The sequence below is a fragment of the Aquiluna borgnonia genome (assembly GCF_013283855.1).
In the GTDB taxonomy this organism is placed as follows: domain Bacteria; phylum Actinomycetota; class Actinomycetes; order Actinomycetales; family Microbacteriaceae; genus Aquiluna; species Aquiluna borgnonia.
Genome location: NZ_CP054056.1, coordinates 1053512 through 1072384, shown reverse-complemented (window position 1 = coordinate 1072384; position 18873 = coordinate 1053512). Strand labels below are relative to the sequence as shown.

Sequence of the window (18873 nt, the reverse complement as noted above, 5' to 3'; positions counted from 1 at the left end):
ATTGTTTATTACTTTCGAGGGTATCGATGGGGTGGGCAAATCCACTCAGCTAGAACTGCTGCAATCTTGGCTTGAGGAATCTGGCCGAGAAGTGGTTCGCACCCTCGAACCTGGAGGCACCGATCTGGGCCAGGAAATTCGTCACCTGCTGCTGCACCGCAAGGGCGATGTCTCTCCCAGGGCAGAGGCCCTGCTGTATGCCGCCGATCGAGCCCATCACGTTGCCACCAGAATTCGCCCAGCACTGGAAGCCGGCAAAGTTGTTCTAAGCGATCGCTATTTTGATTCCTCCGTGGCCTACCAGGGCGCCGCTCGAGATCTTGATGTTCAGGAAGTCCTCAATATTTCCCTCTGGGCAGTTGGCAATCTCGTGCCGGACCTCACCGTCCTGTTGGACCTAGACGCTGAGGCTGCAATCGCTAGGCGATCAAAAACCGGCGTGGAACCTGATCGCCTGGAGCGTGAAAAAGTTGATTTCTTTGAGCGAGCTAGAAATCAGTTTCTCGACCTTGCTGCCCAACCAAGATTCCTCGTGGTGGATGCGAACCTGAGCGTGGATGCCATTCAAGATCTCATCCGGAAGCGGGTTGCTGCAATGGGGCTTTCTTGAGCCATCCGGTTTGGGATGAACTGCTCGGCCAGCCAGAGGCAATCGAGCAGCTTCAGCGAGTTGTCGAGTCAAAGAAACAAGGCGTTCATCACGCTTGGTTGTTCACTGGCCCAGCCGGCAGCGGTCGGTCAAATCTCGCAAGAAGCTTCGCTGCGGCACTCCAGTGTCCTGAAGACGGTTGTGGCCAGTGTCAGCAGTGCAGGCTCGCCATGGCCGATTCCCATCCAGATGTCACCCTGTTAGTAACAGATCGCGTCACCATCAGCATTGATGAGGTACGAGAGCTTGTCGGCCGCGCCTCCATGGCAACGACCGTTGGTGAGTGGCGCGTGATTGTGATTGAGGATGCCGATCGCATGACTGAGCGAACGTCCAATGTCCTTCTGAAAGAGCTCGAGGAGCCAGCTGAAAAAGTAGTGTGGATTCTCTGCGCCCCGAGTGTTTCAGACCTGCTTCCCACCATTCGCTCAAGAACCAGAAACCTGAACCTGCGACTTCCTTCGGTTGATGAGGTTGCTGCGCTCTTGGTCCAGCGGGATGCGGTGGATCCGATTCTGGCTAGGCGCTCTGCGCTGCTTGCCCAAAACCACGTGGGGATGGCACGCCGATTGGCATTGTCTTCTGAGGCGCGGGCTCGGCGGTCGGAAACCCTCAGGGTTCTCATGGCCATTACGAATTTGAGTTCGGCGATGGTAGCGGCGGAGAAACTACTTGGGGTAGCCAAGCGCGATGCAGAGGCAGTTAGTGCTGAAAAGGATGCGGAGGAGAGAGCTGCTCTGCTGGCGGCTTTTGGAATCGCCCAGGACGAGAAAATGCCCCCGAATCTCAGAAGTCAGTTCAAAGAACTAGAAGAGAACCAGAAGCGCAGGGCAACCAGAACACTGCGTGATGGAGTCGACAGAATTTTTACTGATGCCGAGTCGGTATACCGTGACATTTTGGCCATGCAGCTTGGTGCCGGGCAGACTCTGGTCAACGAAGAGATTGCCGCTGACTTGTTCGCTCGGGCAGAGCAGACCTCGGCCAGCGACACGATTGCAGTCCTCGACGCCATAACGCAATCCCGAACTCGGCTGTCCTCAAATGTGAGGGATTTGTTGGTTTTAGAGGCTTTATGCACCAAGCTGATTTTCAGGGGGCATGTTGAGGGCTAAATCTTTGCTATTGGGTTCGGTGCTACTGCTAACCGCATGCTACCCGCAGGTGCCCGTCGAGCCAATAGACGAAATCCGGGCAGGCAAAGATGTGACATCCCAGGAGTTGGTCTGGGAGAGCTGCGACTTAGGTTTTGAGTGCACCACGGTGGTTGCACCACTGAACTGGGTGGTCGAAACCGGTGAGTATTTGACCTTGAGCCTAATTCGCCCTGCTGGGTCAGCGGAACTCGCACCAATTCTGGTGAATCCGGGTGGACCAGGAGCCTCTGGAGTGGATTTTGTTCGGGACAATTTGGATACTATCGGGACCAATTTCCTGAGGGAAAATTTTCAGCTGATTGGATTTGACCCAAGGGGGGTAGGCGAGTCAGCTCCGGTCACCTGCGTGGACAGCGATTTGAAGGACCAGGTCTACTACGGTCAATCTCCCTACGAATACGGTTCGGACCAGGATTTGAAATGGACTGAGGATTTAGTTCAGAGGTTTGCAGACAGCTGCCAGTCGGTCGGTTTCGACGTCTCACACTTCAACACTCAGCAGAGCGCACGAGACATGGATTTGATTCGAGAGCTGCTGGGGCTTGAGGTGTTGGATTACCTCGGTTACAGCTACGGCACCGAGCTCGGCGCTACCTATGCGGCCCTGTTCCCTGACCGAGTAGGAAAGTTTGTCTTGGATGGCGCTGCGGACCCAACGATTTCCACCGGGGAGAACTTGCTCAACCAGGTGGCTGGATTTGACGCGGCTTTCAAGACCTACCTAGTGGACTGCCTCCAGCAGGCCGAATGCCCTTTTGACGGTGACCTAGACCAGGCCCTTTTGAAAGTGGCAGATTTCCTAGAGATGCTTGAGACCAAGACGCTTCCCACCCAGTTTGATCGCGAGGTCGGAGTGACCGCGGCCATCTACGGGATTATTGCGGCGCTATATTCCGAAGAATCCTGGCCCTACCTAACCCAGGCCTTATCCGAGGCTTTTGATGGCGATGCGAGCACGCTTCTGATGCTGGCCGATTTCTACAATGACCGTGATCCCGACGGCGGGTATCTCTCAAACATCAACGAGGCAAACATAGCAATCGGCTGCGCCGATTCAAGGGTCCGATTCGAGGATGCAGCTGACTTGACTCCAAAGATTGAGGCGGCCAGTGCGGTCTTTGGTAAATACTTTGCCAGCCCAGAACTTAGCTGCGTCGGGTGGCCCGAAGGCCAGGGGAAAGTGGAGCTGGATTTCAGGCAGAAGCTCGGCTATCCGCCTTTGGTGGTGGGTACCACCGGCGATCCAGCCACTCCGTTTGTTCAAGCCCAGGCGCTTTCTGAGATTCTTGACGGGGCCAAGTTGCTCACCTTCGAGGGTGAGGGTCACACCGCTTACGGTTCCAACCCTTGTGTCAACGAGGTGGTTGACCAGTATCTCTCTGGCGCCCCCATCGACTCGCTAAAACTGCTCTGCCCCTAAGTTGTCATAGTGGGATATTTGTTCGCTAGAGTCTTAGAGCTTATGCACTTTTGGACAAGGCCGTTCAGAAGTTTGGACAAAGGAGTTCAATGTCTCACCAGCAGCACCCGGCCTGGGAGGAAACGCAATCTTCCAGTGCCTTCGGCCAGCTGAGAAAGAGCTTCAGGGGGTTCGCTTTCCCTCTGACCGCGGCTTTCTTGGTCTGGTATTTCCTGTACATCCTGCTCACGGCTTTTGCCCGTGACTTTGTTTCAACCCCGGTAATCGGCAATGTCAACATTGCCTTCATTCTCGGAGTCTTGCAGTTCGTTTCTACGTTCGTGATTATGTGGCTCTACGAACGTCACTCGAGCAAGGTTCTAGATGGCGCTGGGGAAGAGATCAAGGCTGAGGTAGAGAGGAAGATGAGCTAATGCAAGTCGACAACACTCTGCTTTCTTCATTGCTGTTCCTTGCCTTTGTGGCGGTGACCCTGGTAGTGGTTTTCCGCGCATCTAGGCAGAATAAGCAGGCCACCGACTTCTACAACGGTGGAGCTTCGTTCTCTGGATTCCAAAATGGTTTGGCAATTGCTGGTGACTACATGTCCGCAGCTTCATTCTTGGGAATCGCCGGAACCATCGCACTCTTTGGATACGACGGGTTCCTCTACTCAATTGGCTTCTTGGTGGCATGGCTAGTTGCCCTGCTGCTCGTGGCTGAACCATTGAGAAACTCAGGTCGCTTCACCATGGGAGACGTGCTCGCCTTCCGCATGCAGCAGAAGCCGGTTAGAACTGCCGCGGCAACCTCAACGGTTATCGTTTCGGTCTTTTACCTGCTCGCTCAAATGGTGGGTGCCGGTGCGCTGGTTTCACTGCTGTTGGGCTTCACTGACCCTTCATCCAAAAACTGGATTATCGCCGGTGTCGGTGTGCTGATGATCATTTACGTAACCGTCGGTGGCATGCGTGGCACCACTTTCGTGCAGATCATCAAGGCATTCCTACTTATGACCGGTGCTGCTCTCATGACCTTCATGGTGCTGCTGCAGTTCAACTTCAACATCTCTGACCTATTGGGCGCAGCCCAGCAGGCCAGCGGTAATGCCGCATTCCTAGAACCTGGCCAACGCTTTGGTAAGGACATTCTTGATGCAGCCGGAAACGTAGACGTATTTGCGTCACTAATTTCCAAGTTGGATTTGATTTCGCTTGCACTGGCACTTGTGCTGGGAACAGCGGGTCTGCCTCACATCCTGATCCGTTTCTACACCGTTCCAACCTCAAAGGACGCACGAAAGAGTGTGAACTGGGCAATTGGAAACATCGGTGCCTTCTACCTGATGACCATCGCCCTTGGCTTTGGTGCTGCAGCGCTAGTTGGCGCGACGGCCATCACGGAAAAGGACAAGGCTGGAAACGTGGCCGCCCCAATGCTCGCCGAGCACCTCGGTGGCGGAGCGGGAACCCTGGGTGGAGCCGTGATGCTCGCCATCATCGGCGCTATCGCGTTTGCAACCATTCTGGCTGTGGTGGCGGGTCTAACCCTTGCTTCCTCGTCCTCAATCGCACACGACCTCTACGCAAACGTCATCAAGGGTGGCAAGGCCACCCCGGAGGAAGAAGTGAAGGTCGCCCGAATCGCAGCATTTGTCATCGGTGGCCTAGCCATCGTTTTGGCAATTGCCGCTCAGGGTCTGAACGTAGCGTTCCTGGTTGCTTTGGCATTCGCCATCGCGGCCTCTGGAAACTTGCCTGCGGTTCTGATGTCGCTGTTCTGGAAAGAGTTCAACACTCGCGGAGCGGTATGGGCAATCTACGGTGGACTGTTCTCTGCCGTCGGACTGATTATTTTCAGCCCGGTGGTATCTGGAGCGGCAACCTCCTTGATCCCCGCCGATAGCGGAATCATGTTCAACTGGTTCCCGCTGGCAAACCCAGGTCTAGTCTCGATTCCATTTGGATTCCTAATGGGATTCTTGGGAACTAAGACCTCAAACGAGAGAAACTACGCAAAGTATGCCGAGCTCGAGGTGAGGAGCCTAACTGGCGCCCACATCTCCAAGGCTGCCGAGCACTAAATCACAAACCACAGATACCCGGTCCCGTTGGGGCCGGGTATCTGTCTTTTTAGAGGTACAGTCCGGCGAGGATGAGAACGAAGATTCCAACGAAGATCGCTGGAGTCACATACTTCGCCACCTCGAGCCAGGGTCTAAAGCTAATGAGCTTTGACCGAAGGGCCGACGATCCTGGCAGAGCCTTCAGGTCGTCAATGACCGATTGGGCCTGCGAAGCTGCAGAGAATTCGGCAAGAGCCCCAAGGATTCCCGAGGCCAACAGGATTAGAGCGAAGGCGCCTTTGACATAGTCATTGAACTGGGCAATTTCAGGGGTCGTTAGCGCTGCGAAGGCAAGCAGACCAGTTGGTGCCAACTGGGCAATAATGAGGTGAAGTCGGTTTCGACTAAATTCGCGGATTAGATCCTGCTCGTTCATGGTTGGCCTTTCCGGAACCTAAGGAAGCATGAGTAACAAGAAAAACACTAGATGGCAGGAAATGCTTTCCGTGCGTTTTCGCAAACTCTTGTCTGGCGCACCGGATGGAATTCCTCCCTGGTTGGGCGTAGTGGCCGAGGGTGACAAGCCCGGGTTCTTTCTCCCAACCGACGCACCCTGGGTCGTCCATCGAGACTTTTCAACCCTTGTCGGGGGTATTAGGGCACTTCTCATGCAGGCGCTTCACCCAGGTTCTCTTGCTGGAGTTGCCCAGCACTCCCGATACGAGGAAGATCCACTGGGTCGCCTAAGCGGGACAATTCGCTGGCTTACGGTGACCACCTTTGGCTCTACAGACGCAATTGCTCAGGAAGCGTCGCGGGTAAACCGCATGCACACCCGAGTCACGGGCGAGTACGAAACTTCGACTGGCGAAAGGGTTGGCTACCGGGCGGCGGACCCAAAGCTTTTGCTTTGGGTGCACATTGCCTTTATGGAGAGCTTCCTCAGGGCGCACCAGCACTACTCCAAGGCTCCAATTCCAGGCGGTGCCGATGCCTACGTTGCTCTCTGGAGTAGGTCTGTCACACCGCTGGGACTAGACAGTGCCCCAATGAGCGAGGCTGAACTGAATCAGGTGCTGGACGATTTTTACCCTGAGCTAGTGGTGAGCAAAAAGACTAAAGACGTGGTCGCCTGGATCAAAAATGCTCCGCTGCCCAAGTCTGCAAAACCTGTTTACCGCCTATTGTTTGCGTCGGCTGCGGCCTCCATCGAGCCAAGATTTCAAAAGCTGTTGGGTCTGAATCCGCCACCGCTGTGGCTGTTGCGCCCGGTGACAACCTCGCTCCTTTCGCTCATGAGATTCGCTATCGGCCCAGAGTCTCCGATTGAGGAAGCGGCCATAGATCGACTAAAGCGCGCAGGGGTGCTTTAGCGGGAATGTTTTTGCACCCAGAGACGTTTTCTTTGAAGTCTTCCTATCTGTCCACGCGCCTCACTGCAATGGGGCTCGTGGGTATCCAAGTTTTATAACTTGGGTCTCCTATAGGAAAATGGGCACTTTACCCCAGGGTGCCCATTTTTCTTTGTGGGGCTAAACTTAGAGGCGTTTCGCCACCCTAGCTCAGTCGGTAGAGCAGCTCCCTCGTAAAGAGCAGGTCAGGAGTTCGATTCTCCTGGGTGGCTCGGAAGGGAATTGAATGGCAGCCAAAGACGACTGGACTGAAGAAGAGCGTCAGGCGATGAAGGATCGCGCCAAGGAATTTCGGGATGCTCGTAAAAAAGCAGCCCAGGACCCCCTCGGTGATTTGATGAGCAAAATCAATGAGATGCCTGAGCACGATAAAAGGATTGCCCTTCGTATTCACGAGTTGGTGCTTGCAACCGTTCCAGAGCTTCAACCCAAAACTTGGTATGGAATGCCCGCCTGGGCGACTCCGGGCAAAGACGGAAAGATCATCTGCTTCTACCAGTCCGCTGCGAAGTTCAAAGTTCGTTTTTCAACCTTTGGCTTCTCTGAGCATGCCAATTTAGATAGCGGTTTGATGTGGCCGACGGCTTTTGCTTTGCTCGACCTGACCCCTGAGATTGAGGCAAATATCGTTTCCATGGTGAAGCAGGCGGCAAGTTAGATGAAGGCACTATTCATTCAGCACGACCACGTCTCTCCGGTGGGTCCGGTTGGTGAGCGGTTGGAGATGCACGGATTTGAAATAGAAACCTTTGAGGTCGTTACGGAAGCCAACTACCGCAACCCAAACATCACAGTCGATTTCCCAGACGTCAACGACTATGACCTCTTGATACCCCTTGGGGCCCCCTGGGGCGCCTGGGATGATGCCTGCATTGGCAACTGGCTCAGCCCAGAGCTGGCCTGGATTGCTTCTGCCGTGAAGAGCGGAAAACCTGTGCTTGGGATTTGTTTTGGTGGGCAGTTGCTCGCCCGAGCCCTCGGAGGCTCTGTTGCCAAAGGCCCGAAGCCTGAACTGGGTTGGACCTATGTCTTCAGCGATCAACCAGACCTGGTCGGAAATGGACCCTGGTTCCAATTTCACTATGACCGCTGGACGCTTCCTCCTGGAGCGCGTGAAATTGCCCGCACCCCAGCAGCTTCCCAAGCTTTTGTTTACAACAAGGCCCTGGCACTGCAGTTCCACCCCGAGCTGAACCTGGGGACCTTGGAGCAGTGGATGGTTTGGGATGGCCGGGAAGAAGTCACACAAGACGGTCAGGACCCGGATGTCATGCTCGCGCAAACTAGATCTGAGGATCCGGCGGCAAGGCTTCGGACTTTTGAACTTGTGGACAGCTATCTAAGCAAAGTTGCAGGCCTGATCTAGGCCAAAAAACCTCTAAGCAGGGCTGCAGAGCCACTCAGGTGAGAGCGCATGGCCTCGCTGGCAGCGTTGGGGTCTGCGGCCAATACGGCGTGGATGATCGCTTCGTGCTGCTCATTTGAGTGGTGAATGTTGGGTGCGAGCAGCGGAATTTGATCCAGTAGCTCATTCATTCGCATGCGAGAGTAGGCGACCTCAGTCACCAATTTGCTCGAGCCCGAGAGCTCGGCGAGCAGTAAGTGAAACCTCGAGTCCAACCTTCGATACTGAGTGGAATCTGCGGCACTGGTTTCGGTGTGGGCTTGCCACAGACTTCGACGCTGCTCGGCGGTGAGCTCGGATCGAGCTGCCTGGTATGCCGCGCCACACTCGACTACCTCGCGAAACAGCAGGGTGTCCTCAAGTTCGCTGTGCACAAACGTTGGCCTGCCGGGAGCCTGGATGGGCAACTGCTCGGACACAAATGTTCCGCCGTAGCGGCCGCGTCTTATTTGCAAGTAACCTGCCTCGACCAGCGAGGCAATGGCATCTCGAACCGTGTCTCTAGAAACCCCCAGTAGGTTGGCCAAATAACGCTCAGCGGGCAGTCGCTCTCCCGGCACGGCAACACCCAACTTGATGGTCTGAAGAATGCGCTCGATCGTTTCTTCGTAGACGTTGCCGCTTCGAATCCGTGTCAAAAGCAGTGAAGCCCGACCCCCACTCTCATCGAGCGCTAATTCTTCAAACCCCTCAGGCATTACATCGGTGTTACGTAGTGGCCGGAGATTCCGCCATCAACCAGGAAGGTTGAGCCGGTTATAAAGGAGCTGTCATCTGAGGCTAGGAAAGCTACGGCCGCGGCCAATTCCTCAGGGTTGGCAAAGCGTCCCATCGGAATGTGAATTAGCCTTCTGGCGGCTCGCTCAGGATCCTTGGCGAATAGCTCTTGAAGCAGGGGAGTGTTGACCGGTCCTGGGCACAGTGCATTGACGCGAATGCCCTGTCGAGCAAACTGGACGCCAAGTTCACGACTCATCGCCAGAACGCCACCCTTTGATGCGGTGTAAGAGATTTGGCTTGTGGCGCTTCCCATGACAGCAACAAACGAAGCGGTGTTGATGATTGAACCCGAACCCTGCTTGGTCATGTGCTTTAGCGCTGCTCGGCAGCACAGGTAGACGCTCTTGAGGTTCACATCCTGCACTTTTTGCCAGGCGGGTAGCTCGGTGGTCTCAATCGAGTCATCGTCCGGAGGGGAGATGCCAGCGTTATTGAAGGCAATGTCCACGCTGCCGTAAATCTTGAAGGCGGTGTCAAACAGGTTGTTTACCTGATCCTCGTCGGCAACATTTACCTGCACGAAGCTGCCGCCCACCTCATCGGCTGCACGCTGCCCGGAGGTTGGGTCCATATCGCCAATCACGATCTTTGCACCTTCGGCTGCCATTCGGCGAGCGGTCGCTAGACCGATGCCCGAGGCACCACCGGTGATCACCGCCACCTTGCCTGCAAGGCGCTGGGTGAGGTCCATTTTTGCTACGGTCATTTATTTCTCCTAATCAGCCGAGTAGTAAACGGTTTTTTCTTCAGTGAAGTGCAGTGGCGCATCTGGCCCCAACTCCCTGCCCAAGCCCGATTGCTTGAAGCCACCAAATGGAGTGTTGTAGCGAACAGATGAGTGTGAGTTGACGGAAAGGTTTCCGCTCTCCACACCTCGTGAGACGCGAATTGCTCGGCCCAGATCCCTGGTCCAAATAGAACCACTCAGGCCATAAATTGAGTCATTTGCAATTCGAATCGCATCTGCCTCATCCTCAAATGGCATCACCGAAACAACCGGCCCAAAGATCTCCTCGGTGAAGCAGCGATCATTTTCAGTGTCGGGGGTCAGTACGGTTGGTGCAAAGAAGTAGCCCTTTCCTTCTGGCGCCGAGCCGCGGAAGGCGACCTGGGCATCAGTTAGGTAAGCGGAAACCGAATCAAAATGCTTCTTGGCAACCAGTGGCCCCATCTCAGTGCTCTCGTCCATTGGGTCGCCAACTTTGAAGGCCTTCACTGACTTTTCCAGCCCTTGCATGAACTGGTCGTAAACCGAACGCTGAACCAAAATCCTTGACCTCGCGCAGCAATCTTGTCCGGCATTTTCAAAGACGGAGCTGGGCGCTGTGGCAGCGGCCTTGTCAACATCTGCGTCGGCAAAGACGATGTTGGCACTTTTACCTCCGAGCTCAAGTGTCACGCGCTTGATCTGGTCGCTTGCGTTGCGCATGACTGTTTTACCGACCTCGGTTGAACCGGTGAAAACCACCTTTCCTACGCCCGGGTGAGTGACGAATCTTGAACCAATCACTGAGCCGCTTCCGGGAAGAACCTGGAACAGCCCCTCTGGAAGGCCCGCCTGAAGTCCAAGCTCGGCCAGTCGCATGCTGGTCAGCGGCGTCCACTCGGCCGGCTTCAACACCACGGCATTGCCAGCGGCTAGGGCTGGGGCAAAACCCCAGCTGCCAATTGTCATTGGAAAGTTCCAGGGAGTAATGACTCCGATGACTCCAATTGGGTCATTGAAGGTAATGCTCATTCCCCCGGCCACCGGAATTTGCTTGCCGCTCAGCCTCTCCGGGGCTGCGGAGTAGTACTCCAGGACATTCCTGACGTGGGTGGCCTCCCAGCGGGCCTGCGAAATTGGGTGCCCAGAGTTTCTCACTTCGAGCAGGGCAAGTTCCTCGATGTGTTTTTCCACCTCGGATGCGAAATCGTGCAGGACCCTGGCTCGGTCAGCCGGGTTTAGCTTGGCCCACTTTTTCTGAGCCAGTTGAGCCTTGGCAATCGCCTCATCGGTCTGCTCGAGTGAGGTGTGTTCAACCGATGCAATTACTTCCTCGGTGGCTGGGTTGATTACCTGAAAGGTCATTTTGCTCCTCTGTATGAAGTTGCTGCGGAAACCAAAGACTTGAAAAGGTCCAGGTTCTCCAGGGTCTGCTCCGGGTGCCACTGAACGGCCAAACCAAACGGGTAGTCCTCCAGCTCAATAGCCTCGACAATCCCGTCAGGGCTCACGGCCGATACCTTCAGCCCCTCACCAACCGCGTCGATTGCCTGGTGGTGGTAAAGGGCTGCGCCTGGCACCTTAGAACCGACCACGCTGCCCAACAGGCTGCCCTCAAAAACCTCAATGTCCATGTCCGAAAACACCCCGCCACCTTTCTGGTAGCGGTTGTCTCCCACCACTTCGGGAAGATGTTGGATCAGGCTTCCACCGCGGTGGATGTTCAGCATCTGGGCACCGCGGCAGATGCCCAGGAATGGAAGTTCTGCCTCAATGGCAGCGTCCAAAATCTCGTTTTCAAGTGCATCGCGAAGTCTGTCTGGTTCCTCTGCATTTTCATGAGGGGTCTGTCCGTAGCGAGCGGACTCGACGTCTCTACCGCCGCAAATGACTAAGCCATCGAGAGAGGAAACAATGGTTCTTGCTCCTTCGGCATCCAGCTGCTGAGGTGGAATGAGAATTGCAAGGCCTCCAGCGCGGGTTACGCCTTCAATGTAAAAGGCTGGAATCATCGCCATTTCAGTGTCCCAAACCCCGGTCTGTCCGCGTTGGCGGTAGGTGGTTAGACCAATTCTCGGTTTAGACACGTTCGAAACCTCTTAACCTCTCCCACTCGGTGACGGCAGATTCAAAGTCGCGAATCTCGGTCCTTGCGTAGTGCACGTAGTGGTTTACGACTGCATCCCCAAAGACTTCGCGGGCAATCTTTGAGTTGGCAAACAGCTCGGTTGCCTCGCGCATCGTGGACGGGATGTGTGGTTTGTCCGAGGCGTAGCCGTTACCTACCGTCATATCCTCCAGCTCTAAGTTGTTTTCGATTCCGTAGATACCGGCCGCGATCATGGCTGCAGTTGCAAGGTATTGGTTTACGTCTCCTCCGGGAACTCGGTTTTCCACCCGAAGTCCGTGGCCCTGTCCAACTACGCGAAGTGCGAGGGTACGGTTGTCCAAACCCCAGGCAATAGCAGTTGGCGCAAAGCTGCCCTCAACATAGCGCTTGTAGGAGTTGATCTGAGGTGCGTAGAACAGCGAGAATTCGCGCATTAATTTGATTTGACCCGCGAGGAAACTCTTGAAGGTCTTGGACATGCCCCTCGGGTCAGACTTATCTGCGAAGACGGCACCGCCATCCAGTGACCGGAACGACATGTGGATGTGGCAGGAGTTTCCCTCGCGCTCGTTGTACTTGGCCATGAAGGTCAGTGACTTGCCGTGCTTCTCGGCGATCATCTTGGCGCCGGCCTTATAAACACTGTGGTTGTCACAGGTGCGGACTACCTCGTCATACAGAAACGCGATCTCCTGCTGACCTAAATTGCACTCACCCTTGACGCCCTCGCAGTACATTCCTGCATCGTCCATGGAATTGCGAATGTCTCGGAGCATCGGCTCCAGCCGGGTAGAGGCGAGCAGGTCATAGTCAACGTTGTAATCGGTGGCGGGCTTGAGATCCCGGTAACCCTTCGCCCAGGCTTCGCGGAAGGTGTCATCAAAAACAATGAATTCCAGCTCAGTCCCGACAAAGGCTTTCATGCCCAGCTTCTCCAGGCGCTTCACCTGCTCCAGCAGGATTGACCTGGGCGATTGAGCAATGAGTTCGTGGCTCGTGGTGTGAAGGTCGGTGGTCACGATAACGCTGCCCGGTAACCAGGGAGCCATTCGCAGGGTGGCCATGTCCGGAATCATGGCCATGTCGGCATACCCGGTGTCCCATGAAGAGATCTCGTAGCCCTGGACCGTGTTGTTCTCAATGTCAACGGCGAGCAGATAGTTGCAGCACTCGGCTCCGTGACCGGCGATGTTTTCGATGAAGTGGCGGGCGGCCACTCGCTTTCCAATAAGTCGACCCTGCATGTCTGTGAAAGCCATAATCACGGTGTCGATTTCACCAGTGGCCTGAAGGGCCTTGAGCTGGTCGAAAGAAATAAAGCCTTTGGTTGCCATTCCATCCTCTTCTTTGAGGTCGATTTTCCTACCTTTAGAACTTACTCTAGTCCCTGGGTGGGTTTTGTTCAGCCTAGCTTTGCCCAACTGGGGTGGTTTAGGGGAAATGTAACGTTCCGATTTCGTTTTATAAAAATTCGCTCCAATTGCCCGAATGGTTGACACAAGCGACCTTTACAGGTCTAAAGTTCAAATTGTTATAACCATTCACAACGTCGTGCATGGGAAGCCCCGGCTAGCCGGGGACCTCTCTGGAGCGGCAGATAGGAACTAAATGTCTTCGGAGCATGTCAAAGTCTCAGGCGTTACCTATAAGCGACCTGAAGACGGGTATTTCGAGAAACGCCAGTTGCAACGTGCAGCTGGCCTTTTTGGTCTCTGGGGTCTCGCCATTGCGGCGGTTATCTCGGGAGACTTTTCAGGCTGGAACTTTGGACTTGATGTCGGAGGTTTCGGGGGCCTGCTAATCGCCTTTGCAATTCTGGTGGTGATGTATTACGGCCTGATGTTCTCCATCGGTGAGATGGCGGCCGCCATGCCTCACACCGGAGGTGCCTATTCATTTGCTCGCTCGGCCATGGGTCCATGGGGTGGATTCATTACCGGTCTTGCAGAAACCATTGAATACGTTGCAACGACCGCAGTTATCGTTTTCTTCTCTGCAAGTTACGCAGACGGAATCGCCTCTGAGCTGCTTGGGGTCTCACTCCCTGGTTGGGCCTGGTGGCTGATTCTCTACGCGGTGTTCATTGCCCTAAACGCATCGGGAGCGAAGATCGCCTTCCAGTTTGCGATTGTGGTTTCAATCATTTCCCTGGGAATCCTTTTGGTGTTCTCGGTCATGGCTGCAACATCTGGGCTGTTCTCATGGGACAACCTATTCAACATCGTGCCTGAGGCGGGACAAACCGCGTTCTTGCCATTTGGTTGGGAGGGCATCCTTTGGGCGATTCCATTCGCCGTTTGGTTCTTCCTAGGAATCGAGGAGCTGCCGCTGGCTGCTGAGGAATCTCACAACCCAGCCCGCGACATTCCAAAGGCTGGTCTGTGGGCTCGCACCACTCTGATCGTCTTTGGTCTGCTCATCCTGTTCTTCAACACTGGAATCTTGGGTGCCGAGCAGGTTAGAACCGCTGGAGAGCCGCTTCTGGATGGCTTCCGTGCCATGGTTGGAGATGAGGCTGCTGCGATTCTCGGATTGATTGCACTCATCGGCCTGCTTGCCTCGCTGCAGGGAATCATGTTCGCCTACGGCCGCAACATGTACTCGCTGTCTCGCGCTGGCTACTACCCCAAGGCTCTCTCTGTTACCAACAAGCAGAAGGTGCCATTTGTCGCTTTGGTGGTCGGTGGAATCATCGGCTTCCTCGCGCTTCTGGCCATCGAGGTGTTGACCGCAGTGGATGCTGAGGGTGCCGGTGCAGTTGCCGGAGCCATCGTGCTGAACATCGCTGTTTGGGGCGCCATGCTGGCCTACATGATGCAGGCCATCAGCTTCCTGATTTTGCGTCGCAAGCTACCAAACATTGAGCGCCCTTACCGCTCACCATGGGGTGTCCCCGGAGCCGTGCTGGCAGCAGTGATTGCCGGTATCTCCTTCGTGGGCTACCTGATCAACCCGGCGTTCCAAACTGCTATCGCGGGTATCGCAGTGATCTACGTGATCATGCTTATCGCCTTCGCAGTTCGTGGACGCCACAACCTCGTGCTGGCTCCTGAAGAGGAGTACGCAGTCGAGGCATCCAAGAAGTAAAAACTCCTATCAAGGGCGGGCCGTCAGACAATCTGTCGGCCCGCTTTTGGGGTAAAGGGTAAAAATGCGCTACATCGGGGCCTTGGATCTATTCACCATTGGGATTGGCCCATCCTCTTCCCACACCGTCGGCCCCATGCGGGCAGCCCTTGATTTTGCGCAGCGAATCTCAACTCTCGGGTTCGACCAGGTGGAGATCGTTCTTTACGGTTCGCTCGCTGCCACCGGTGCTGGTCACGGGACCAAAGACGCTATCGTTGCCGGGCTTGCCGGCATGACTCCGGAGGGCTGCGATCCGAATCAGGTGCACGGAAGCTTTGATCAGGCGATGCGGGACCAGCAGCTCACGGTCCTCGGCAAGGCTGTTCCGTTTGGTGAAAATTCTCTGCAGATGCTCTCGCGAGAGCGTCTAGCGAAGCACTCGAACGGCATGACTTTTAGGGCAACCTCAGGCGGCCAGCTATTACTAGAGCAAACCTATTTCAGTGTTGGAGGCGGATTCATTGAGCTGCTGGGCGCTTCGGAGGAGATTCAAACCCAAGCCGTTCCTTATTCATTCAACACTGCGGCAGAACTTATAGATTTCGCGGAGCAAAACTCCCTCACCATCGCTGAGCTTGCCTACCAAAACGAACTGGCCCTCAGGCCAAAAGCAGAGGTAGACGCCAGACTTACAGCCATCTGGCAGGCCATGGATGCCTGCATCGAATCTGGCCTTGCAGCCAGCGGCACATTGCCCGGGTATCTCAAAGTTCCAAGGCGGGCAAAGGAGATGGCTGCCAAGCTGGAGCAGATGTCAAAGGATGAAAACGTCCCTGGAGATCTCACGGCCGAGTGGTTGCAGGCCTTTGCGATTGCAGTGAACGAGGAGAACGCCGCAGGGAATCGAGTGGTGACTGCTCCAACTAACGGAGCAGCCGGCATCATTCCAGCTGTCGGGTATTTCGCCAAACGATTCCGGGGCGCTTCGGATTACAAATTGTCGTTTGACTATCTCTTGACGGCAGCCGCCATCGGTTCGCTTTATAAGCGAAATGCCTCTATTTCGGGAGCGGAGGCCGGCTGCCAGGGTGAGGTTGGATCTGCTTGCTCAATGGCTGCGGCTGGTTTGACGGCGGTCATGGGTGGTTCGCTCCGGCAGGTCGAAAACGCCGCAGAGATTGCCATGGAGCACAACCTTGGCTTGACCTGCGATCCCGTTGGAGGCTTTGTCCAGCTACCCTGCATCGAGCGTAATGCGATTGCTGCCGGCACTGCTGTCGCAGCTATGCGCCTTGCCATGCTCGGTGATGGCACTCACAAGATTTCACTCGACACCGTGATCGAAACCATGCGTCAAACCGGTTTGGACATGTCTTCAAAATACAAGGAGACCTCGATGGGTGGCCTCGCGGTTAATGTGGTGGAGTGCTAGCCGCTAGTTTTGCGACCGCCTGAGAAACTCCCAGGCTTTGGCAGCCTCATCCCGGCTGGAGACTCCCAGTAGCTTAAAGATGTGTATGGTGTCCTGCTTGATTGTGCTTTCGGAGTAACTGAGTTTCCTTGCAATCTGGGCATTTGTCATGCCTTGCGCGACAAAGGCCAGCACGTCTTTTTCTCTGGTCGATAAACTCCCGAACGCAAACTTCACATCCTCACCATAATCGCTTAGCGGGATAGGGTTGCGCTCCATCTCTTGAGACCACCGATAGGCAAAAAATACTTCCCCCGCCAGAGCGAGGGTCTCCCACAGACCCAAATCAAGATTGACACCGGTCAGAGCCCGGTCAAATGTGACTCCAAACCCTCCCGCTACTGAGCCTCTGAAGCGAAGAGGAAGACACAGGAATGCCTCGCCGGGTGAAGCAAGGTGGGCCTTGTCCGGATAGCGATCGACATAGAGATCCCAGGATTCAAAAATTGTCACCTTGCCGCTTCGGATGGTGTCGGTAATGGCCATGGGCTCCCAAATTGACGGCCTACCCGTATTTGTCACTCGCTGCTGAGAGTAACCGAATGAACCAAGCATGGAAATTCGATTATCCGAGTCCAGGCGTGCCAGATAGGTGGCCAAAACCCCCAGCGGTTGAAAAACATTGAGGGCCATCGCTCGGCAAAATTCATCGGCCGTTTCAGACTCGATTAGGGAACGAAAGGCGCCTTTAACCATCAGGTCGGAGACCGTTGTTTTTTCCGACAAAAGCCGCCCCTTCGTGCACAAACTAATAGGTCAATTATCGGTCAAAACTTCAGGTCGATTCAGCTCGTTTACTAACCAACTGGCTAACCTTTGTCCGAGTACTTCACTTGGGGGCAAATGAAAAAATCAACCTGGGCCTTGTCGGCAGGACTATCACTTTTAGTTATGGGGCAGAGTGCCTCGGCCGAACCTTGGGTTTTTGAGCCAGGCAACGTCTACCAGCAGGCTAAGACCGTCTTTGAAATCCGGGAGGACTACAACTTTGGCTCACCATCGGTTGTGAATCTCGAGACCAAGACTGAGTATGGGACGCACTCCGCGGATTGCCGTGCCCTCGGGGTAGATCCTTGCTTTGAATCTTTGCTTGATGCCTCCACGCCGCGCTCTGAGCAGCCCAATGGTTTCGAGGTCCTGCGCTTTAGCCTGGCTATGCCAGTCTGCGAGACGGACGCCAGCGACTGGTGCATTTCGGACGTTCGTCTCTACCGGGTCGGAGAACAAAAGGTTTCAGCCAAATTAATTCGTTCAGTTGAGGGGAACACTACGCCGGCTGTTGAATCTCACGGAGTTCCTGAGGGTGGCACGACGTCACTTTGGGAAGCCGGCCCCGGGTCGGGATTTGAGGGGCTCAAGGTCGCAGTTTTTGGTTCTGCGGAATTTAGAAATCTCGAGGTGGACCGGCCAAGCTCTCAAGCACCAAGCAGGGGCAAGAACTACCTGGCCTACGAATTTGCCATGCAGGTGGAGCCTTACGTGGAAGGCGATCCTGGGAGGAGAGTGCCGCCTCTAGGCTTTACGCCCCTCTCAACCTCGCCGGGCGTTGGTAATTGGTATCGGCCCTTTAGGCCCTGCGTGTGGGAAGACAAACAGGGTTGCGGTGTCAAAATCGACCACCCTGAGGGACTTCGCATCGGTTTGACCATCAGAAGTAAACCCCCCATCGGAAAGTTTTTCAACGGTCGAGTCTCAGACCCTGCCCTCAACGTCACCAAGGATGGTTCTGCAACAGTGCTGGAGCTGGATGCGAACCCAATCTCCGTCCCGCAGGTTGCCGTGGTTTTCGACAACGCCTCAGGGCTACGCGAGAAGCTCGGTTTCACCAGGGAGGGCACCCAATTTCACATGACCAAGCCCTACTACGAGCCGGCCCTCAAGAGTCTTGACGTGCTTCGTGAACACACGGGTGACGCCGCGAGCGGCCAAAATACATTTTGGCGAGTGGCAGCCATTGGTTCTGATTTAGGCAACCCCTGCTACCAGGACTATGGAGTGGCGGGAATGGTTTTCACCAACGCCACGACTTTTGAGGGAATGGCACCCCCCCAATTCAAAGATGGCTTCCTGAACTACAAGGTGGCTGGAATGCACTACCTGCCGGACGGGAAGACGGAGTTCGAGGGCACTTACGATCTGCTGCTCAAGAGCGAGGTCGCTAGATGTCTCTACCGCTACAGCAATGCCCCGGTATCGGCCAACGTCACTGTCGTGGGAACATCCGGTGAGCAGAAGGTGGCTTCAACCGTTGTCTCTGAGAAGGACGGCTGGCTCAAGCTGGCAGCCTACGGATTTACATTTTCAGAAAACAAAATTCAAGTCAGACTCTCGCAGCCCAAAGCAAAGGTGCTCGCAAAATTCATTGGCAGAACAACGACACTGACCTCTAAACAGCAGGGGGAAGTCAGGACGCTCTTGGCGACTACGAATGCAAATAAGTCGGTCACCTGCTCTGGAGCATTCCGCAAATTAAGCGATCGGCAACTGGCACTTGCCAGGGCGAAGGCGACCTGTGCTTTGGCCAAAAAAGTTGACCCCCAACGAACCTACGAAATAGCGGCCGTACCCGTTACCTCTAGCCTCTCGGACGCCAAAGTGACAGTCACTACAAAGTGATGGAGTTAGTCTCACATCCGCTGGTGCTGAGCCT

Annotated in this window: 18 protein-coding genes and 1 tRNA gene; 12 read left to right on the top strand and 7 right to left on the bottom strand. The window is 55.1% G+C overall.

What is annotated here, in order from left to right:
• The first annotated feature begins 1 nt into the window (after position 1).
• From tmk to HRU87_RS05510, 5 genes are all read left to right on the top strand, one after another.
• Positions 2-610: a dTMP kinase gene (gene tmk / locus HRU87_RS05530; protein WP_173493925.1), complete on the top strand. Its 609-nt coding sequence runs from the start codon at positions 2-4 to the stop codon at positions 608-610.
• Complete coding sequence (locus HRU87_RS05525) at positions 607-1764, top strand: DNA polymerase III subunit delta' (protein WP_173493924.1); 1158 nt, start codon at positions 607-609, stop codon at positions 1762-1764. Before tmk ends, HRU87_RS05525 begins: the two co-directional genes overlap by 4 nt.
• Positions 1751-3226: an alpha/beta hydrolase gene (locus HRU87_RS05520; protein ID WP_213086382.1), complete on the top strand. Its 1476-nt coding sequence runs from the start codon at positions 1751-1753 to the stop codon at positions 3224-3226. Before HRU87_RS05525 ends, HRU87_RS05520 begins: the two co-directional genes overlap by 14 nt.
• Positions 3227-3315: 89 nt before the next feature.
• Entirely contained in the window at positions 3316-3639 is a 324-nt protein-coding gene (locus HRU87_RS05515) for a DUF485 domain-containing protein (protein WP_173493922.1), read from the top strand.
• The gene (locus tag HRU87_RS05510) at positions 3639-5288 is read left to right on the top strand and encodes a solute symporter family protein (RefSeq protein ID WP_173493921.1); all 1650 of its coding nucleotides are present in this window, start codon (positions 3639-3641) and stop codon (positions 5286-5288) included. The genes HRU87_RS05515 and HRU87_RS05510 overlap by 1 nt, the downstream gene beginning before the upstream one ends.
• 49 nt (positions 5289-5337) lie before the next feature.
• On the opposite strand, the gene HRU87_RS05505 is transcribed toward HRU87_RS05510, so the two are convergent.
• On the bottom strand, positions 5338-5706 hold the full coding sequence (locus tag HRU87_RS05505; protein ID WP_173493920.1) for a hypothetical protein: 369 nt from the start codon (positions 5704-5706) through the stop codon (positions 5338-5340).
• A 70-nt stretch (positions 5707-5776) separates the two neighbouring features.
• Between HRU87_RS05505 and HRU87_RS05500 the strand changes: the two genes are divergently transcribed.
• The 4 genes from HRU87_RS05500 (at position 5777) to HRU87_RS05485 (ending at position 8048) form a co-directional block, all read left to right on the top strand.
• Positions 5777-6643, top strand: coding sequence for an oxygenase MpaB family protein (locus tag HRU87_RS05500; RefSeq protein WP_173493919.1), 867 nt, complete (start codon positions 5777-5779; stop codon positions 6641-6643).
• Positions 6644-6821: 178 nt separating this feature from the next.
• Positions 6822-6894, top strand: a tRNA-Thr gene (locus HRU87_RS05495).
• Positions 6895-6908: 14 nt separating this feature from the next.
• Positions 6909-7340: a DUF1801 domain-containing protein gene (locus tag HRU87_RS05490; protein WP_173493918.1), complete on the top strand. Its 432-nt coding sequence runs from the start codon at positions 6909-6911 to the stop codon at positions 7338-7340.
• Positions 7341-8048 (top strand): type 1 glutamine amidotransferase, encoded by a 708-nt coding sequence (locus HRU87_RS05485; protein ID WP_173493917.1) that lies wholly within the window; start codon positions 7341-7343, stop codon positions 8046-8048. It abuts the gene before it with no gap.
• On the opposite strand, the gene HRU87_RS05480 is transcribed toward HRU87_RS05485, so the two are convergent.
• The 5 genes from HRU87_RS05480 to HRU87_RS05460 are packed head-to-tail and all read right to left on the bottom strand — an operon-like array spanning position 8045 to position 13017.
• Positions 8045-8785, bottom strand: coding sequence for a FadR/GntR family transcriptional regulator (locus tag HRU87_RS05480; RefSeq protein WP_173493916.1), 741 nt, complete (start codon positions 8783-8785; stop codon positions 8045-8047). The two genes, HRU87_RS05485 and HRU87_RS05480, sit on opposite strands and share 4 nt — an antisense overlap.
• Complete coding sequence (locus HRU87_RS05475; protein ID WP_173494271.1) at positions 8785-9558, bottom strand: 3-oxoacyl-ACP reductase; 774 nt, start codon at positions 9556-9558, stop codon at positions 8785-8787. The genes HRU87_RS05480 and HRU87_RS05475 overlap by 1 nt, the downstream gene beginning before the upstream one ends.
• Positions 9559-9582: 24 nt before the next feature.
• On the bottom strand, positions 9583-10938 hold the full coding sequence (locus tag HRU87_RS05470; RefSeq protein WP_173493915.1) for an aldehyde dehydrogenase family protein: 1356 nt from the start codon (positions 10936-10938) through the stop codon (positions 9583-9585).
• Positions 10935-11660, bottom strand: a complete 726-nt coding sequence (locus HRU87_RS05465) for a gamma-glutamyl-gamma-aminobutyrate hydrolase family protein (RefSeq protein WP_173493914.1) — start codon at positions 11658-11660, stop codon at positions 10935-10937. Before HRU87_RS05465 ends, HRU87_RS05470 begins: the two co-directional genes overlap by 4 nt.
• Positions 11653-13017 carry a glutamine synthetase family protein gene (locus HRU87_RS05460; RefSeq protein WP_173493913.1) on the bottom strand — a complete coding sequence of 455 codons (1365 nt, stop codon included), beginning with the start codon at positions 13015-13017 and terminating at the stop codon, positions 11653-11655. Before HRU87_RS05460 ends, HRU87_RS05465 begins: the two co-directional genes overlap by 8 nt.
• A gap of 274 nt (positions 13018-13291) precedes the next feature.
• Between HRU87_RS05460 and HRU87_RS05455 the strand changes: the two genes are divergently transcribed.
• Together HRU87_RS05455 and HRU87_RS05450 are read left to right on the top strand one after the other, a co-directional pair.
• A complete protein-coding gene (locus HRU87_RS05455; RefSeq protein ID WP_173493912.1) occupies positions 13292-14770 on the top strand; it encodes an amino acid permease in 1479 nt (492 codons plus the stop codon).
• A gap of 64 nt (positions 14771-14834) precedes the next feature.
• Complete coding sequence (locus HRU87_RS05450; protein WP_173493911.1) at positions 14835-16184, top strand: L-serine ammonia-lyase; 1350 nt, start codon at positions 14835-14837, stop codon at positions 16182-16184.
• A 3-nt stretch (positions 16185-16187) separates the two neighbouring features.
• On the opposite strand, the gene HRU87_RS05445 is transcribed toward HRU87_RS05450, so the two are convergent.
• Positions 16188-16949, bottom strand: a complete 762-nt coding sequence (locus tag HRU87_RS05445; protein ID WP_173493910.1) for a helix-turn-helix transcriptional regulator — start codon at positions 16947-16949, stop codon at positions 16188-16190.
• A gap of 117 nt (positions 16950-17066) precedes the next feature.
• Here HRU87_RS05445 and HRU87_RS05440 point away from each other — a divergent pair, with 117 nt between their 5' ends.
• The gene (locus HRU87_RS05440) at positions 17067-18839 is read left to right on the top strand and encodes a hypothetical protein (RefSeq protein ID WP_173493909.1); all 1773 of its coding nucleotides are present in this window, start codon (positions 17067-17069) and stop codon (positions 18837-18839) included.
• Positions 18840-18873 lie beyond the last annotated feature (34 nt).

Bases quoted from the DNA above. Each gene is read 5' to 3' on its own strand.
- HRU87_RS05505 (WP_173493920.1), bottom strand. From the start codon at position 5,706: ATGAACGAGCAGGATCTAATCCGCGAATTTAGTCGAAACCGACTTCAC.
- HRU87_RS05520 (WP_213086382.1), top strand. From the start codon at position 1,751: ATGTTGAGGGCTAAATCTTTGCTATTGGGTTCGGTGCTACTGCTAACC.
- HRU87_RS05470 (WP_173493915.1), bottom strand. From the start codon at position 10,938: ATGACCTTTCAGGTAATCAACCCAGCCACCGAGGAAGTAATTGCATCG.
- HRU87_RS05475 (WP_173494271.1), bottom strand. From the start codon at position 9,558: ATGGACCTCACCCAGCGCCTTGCAGGCAAGGTGGCGGTGATCACCGGT.
- HRU87_RS05515 (WP_173493922.1), top strand. From the start codon at position 3,316: ATGTCTCACCAGCAGCACCCGGCCTGGGAGGAAACGCAATCTTCCAGT.
- HRU87_RS05480 (WP_173493916.1), bottom strand. From the start codon at position 8,785: ATGCCTGAGGGGTTTGAAGAATTAGCGCTCGATGAGAGTGGGGGTCGG.
- HRU87_RS05485 (WP_173493917.1), top strand. From the start codon at position 7,341: ATGAAGGCACTATTCATTCAGCACGACCACGTCTCTCCGGTGGGTCCG.
- HRU87_RS05510 (WP_173493921.1), top strand. From the start codon at position 3,639: ATGCAAGTCGACAACACTCTGCTTTCTTCATTGCTGTTCCTTGCCTTT.
- HRU87_RS05450 (WP_173493911.1), top strand. From the start codon at position 14,835: ATGCGCTACATCGGGGCCTTGGATCTATTCACCATTGGGATTGGCCCA.
- HRU87_RS05440 (WP_173493909.1), top strand. From the start codon at position 17,067: ATGAAAAAATCAACCTGGGCCTTGTCGGCAGGACTATCACTTTTAGTT.
- HRU87_RS05490 (WP_173493918.1), top strand. From the start codon at position 6,909: ATGGCAGCCAAAGACGACTGGACTGAAGAAGAGCGTCAGGCGATGAAG.
- HRU87_RS05455 (WP_173493912.1), top strand. From the start codon at position 13,292: ATGTCTTCGGAGCATGTCAAAGTCTCAGGCGTTACCTATAAGCGACCT.
- HRU87_RS05460 (WP_173493913.1), bottom strand. From the start codon at position 13,017: ATGGCAACCAAAGGCTTTATTTCTTTCGACCAGCTCAAGGCCCTTCAG.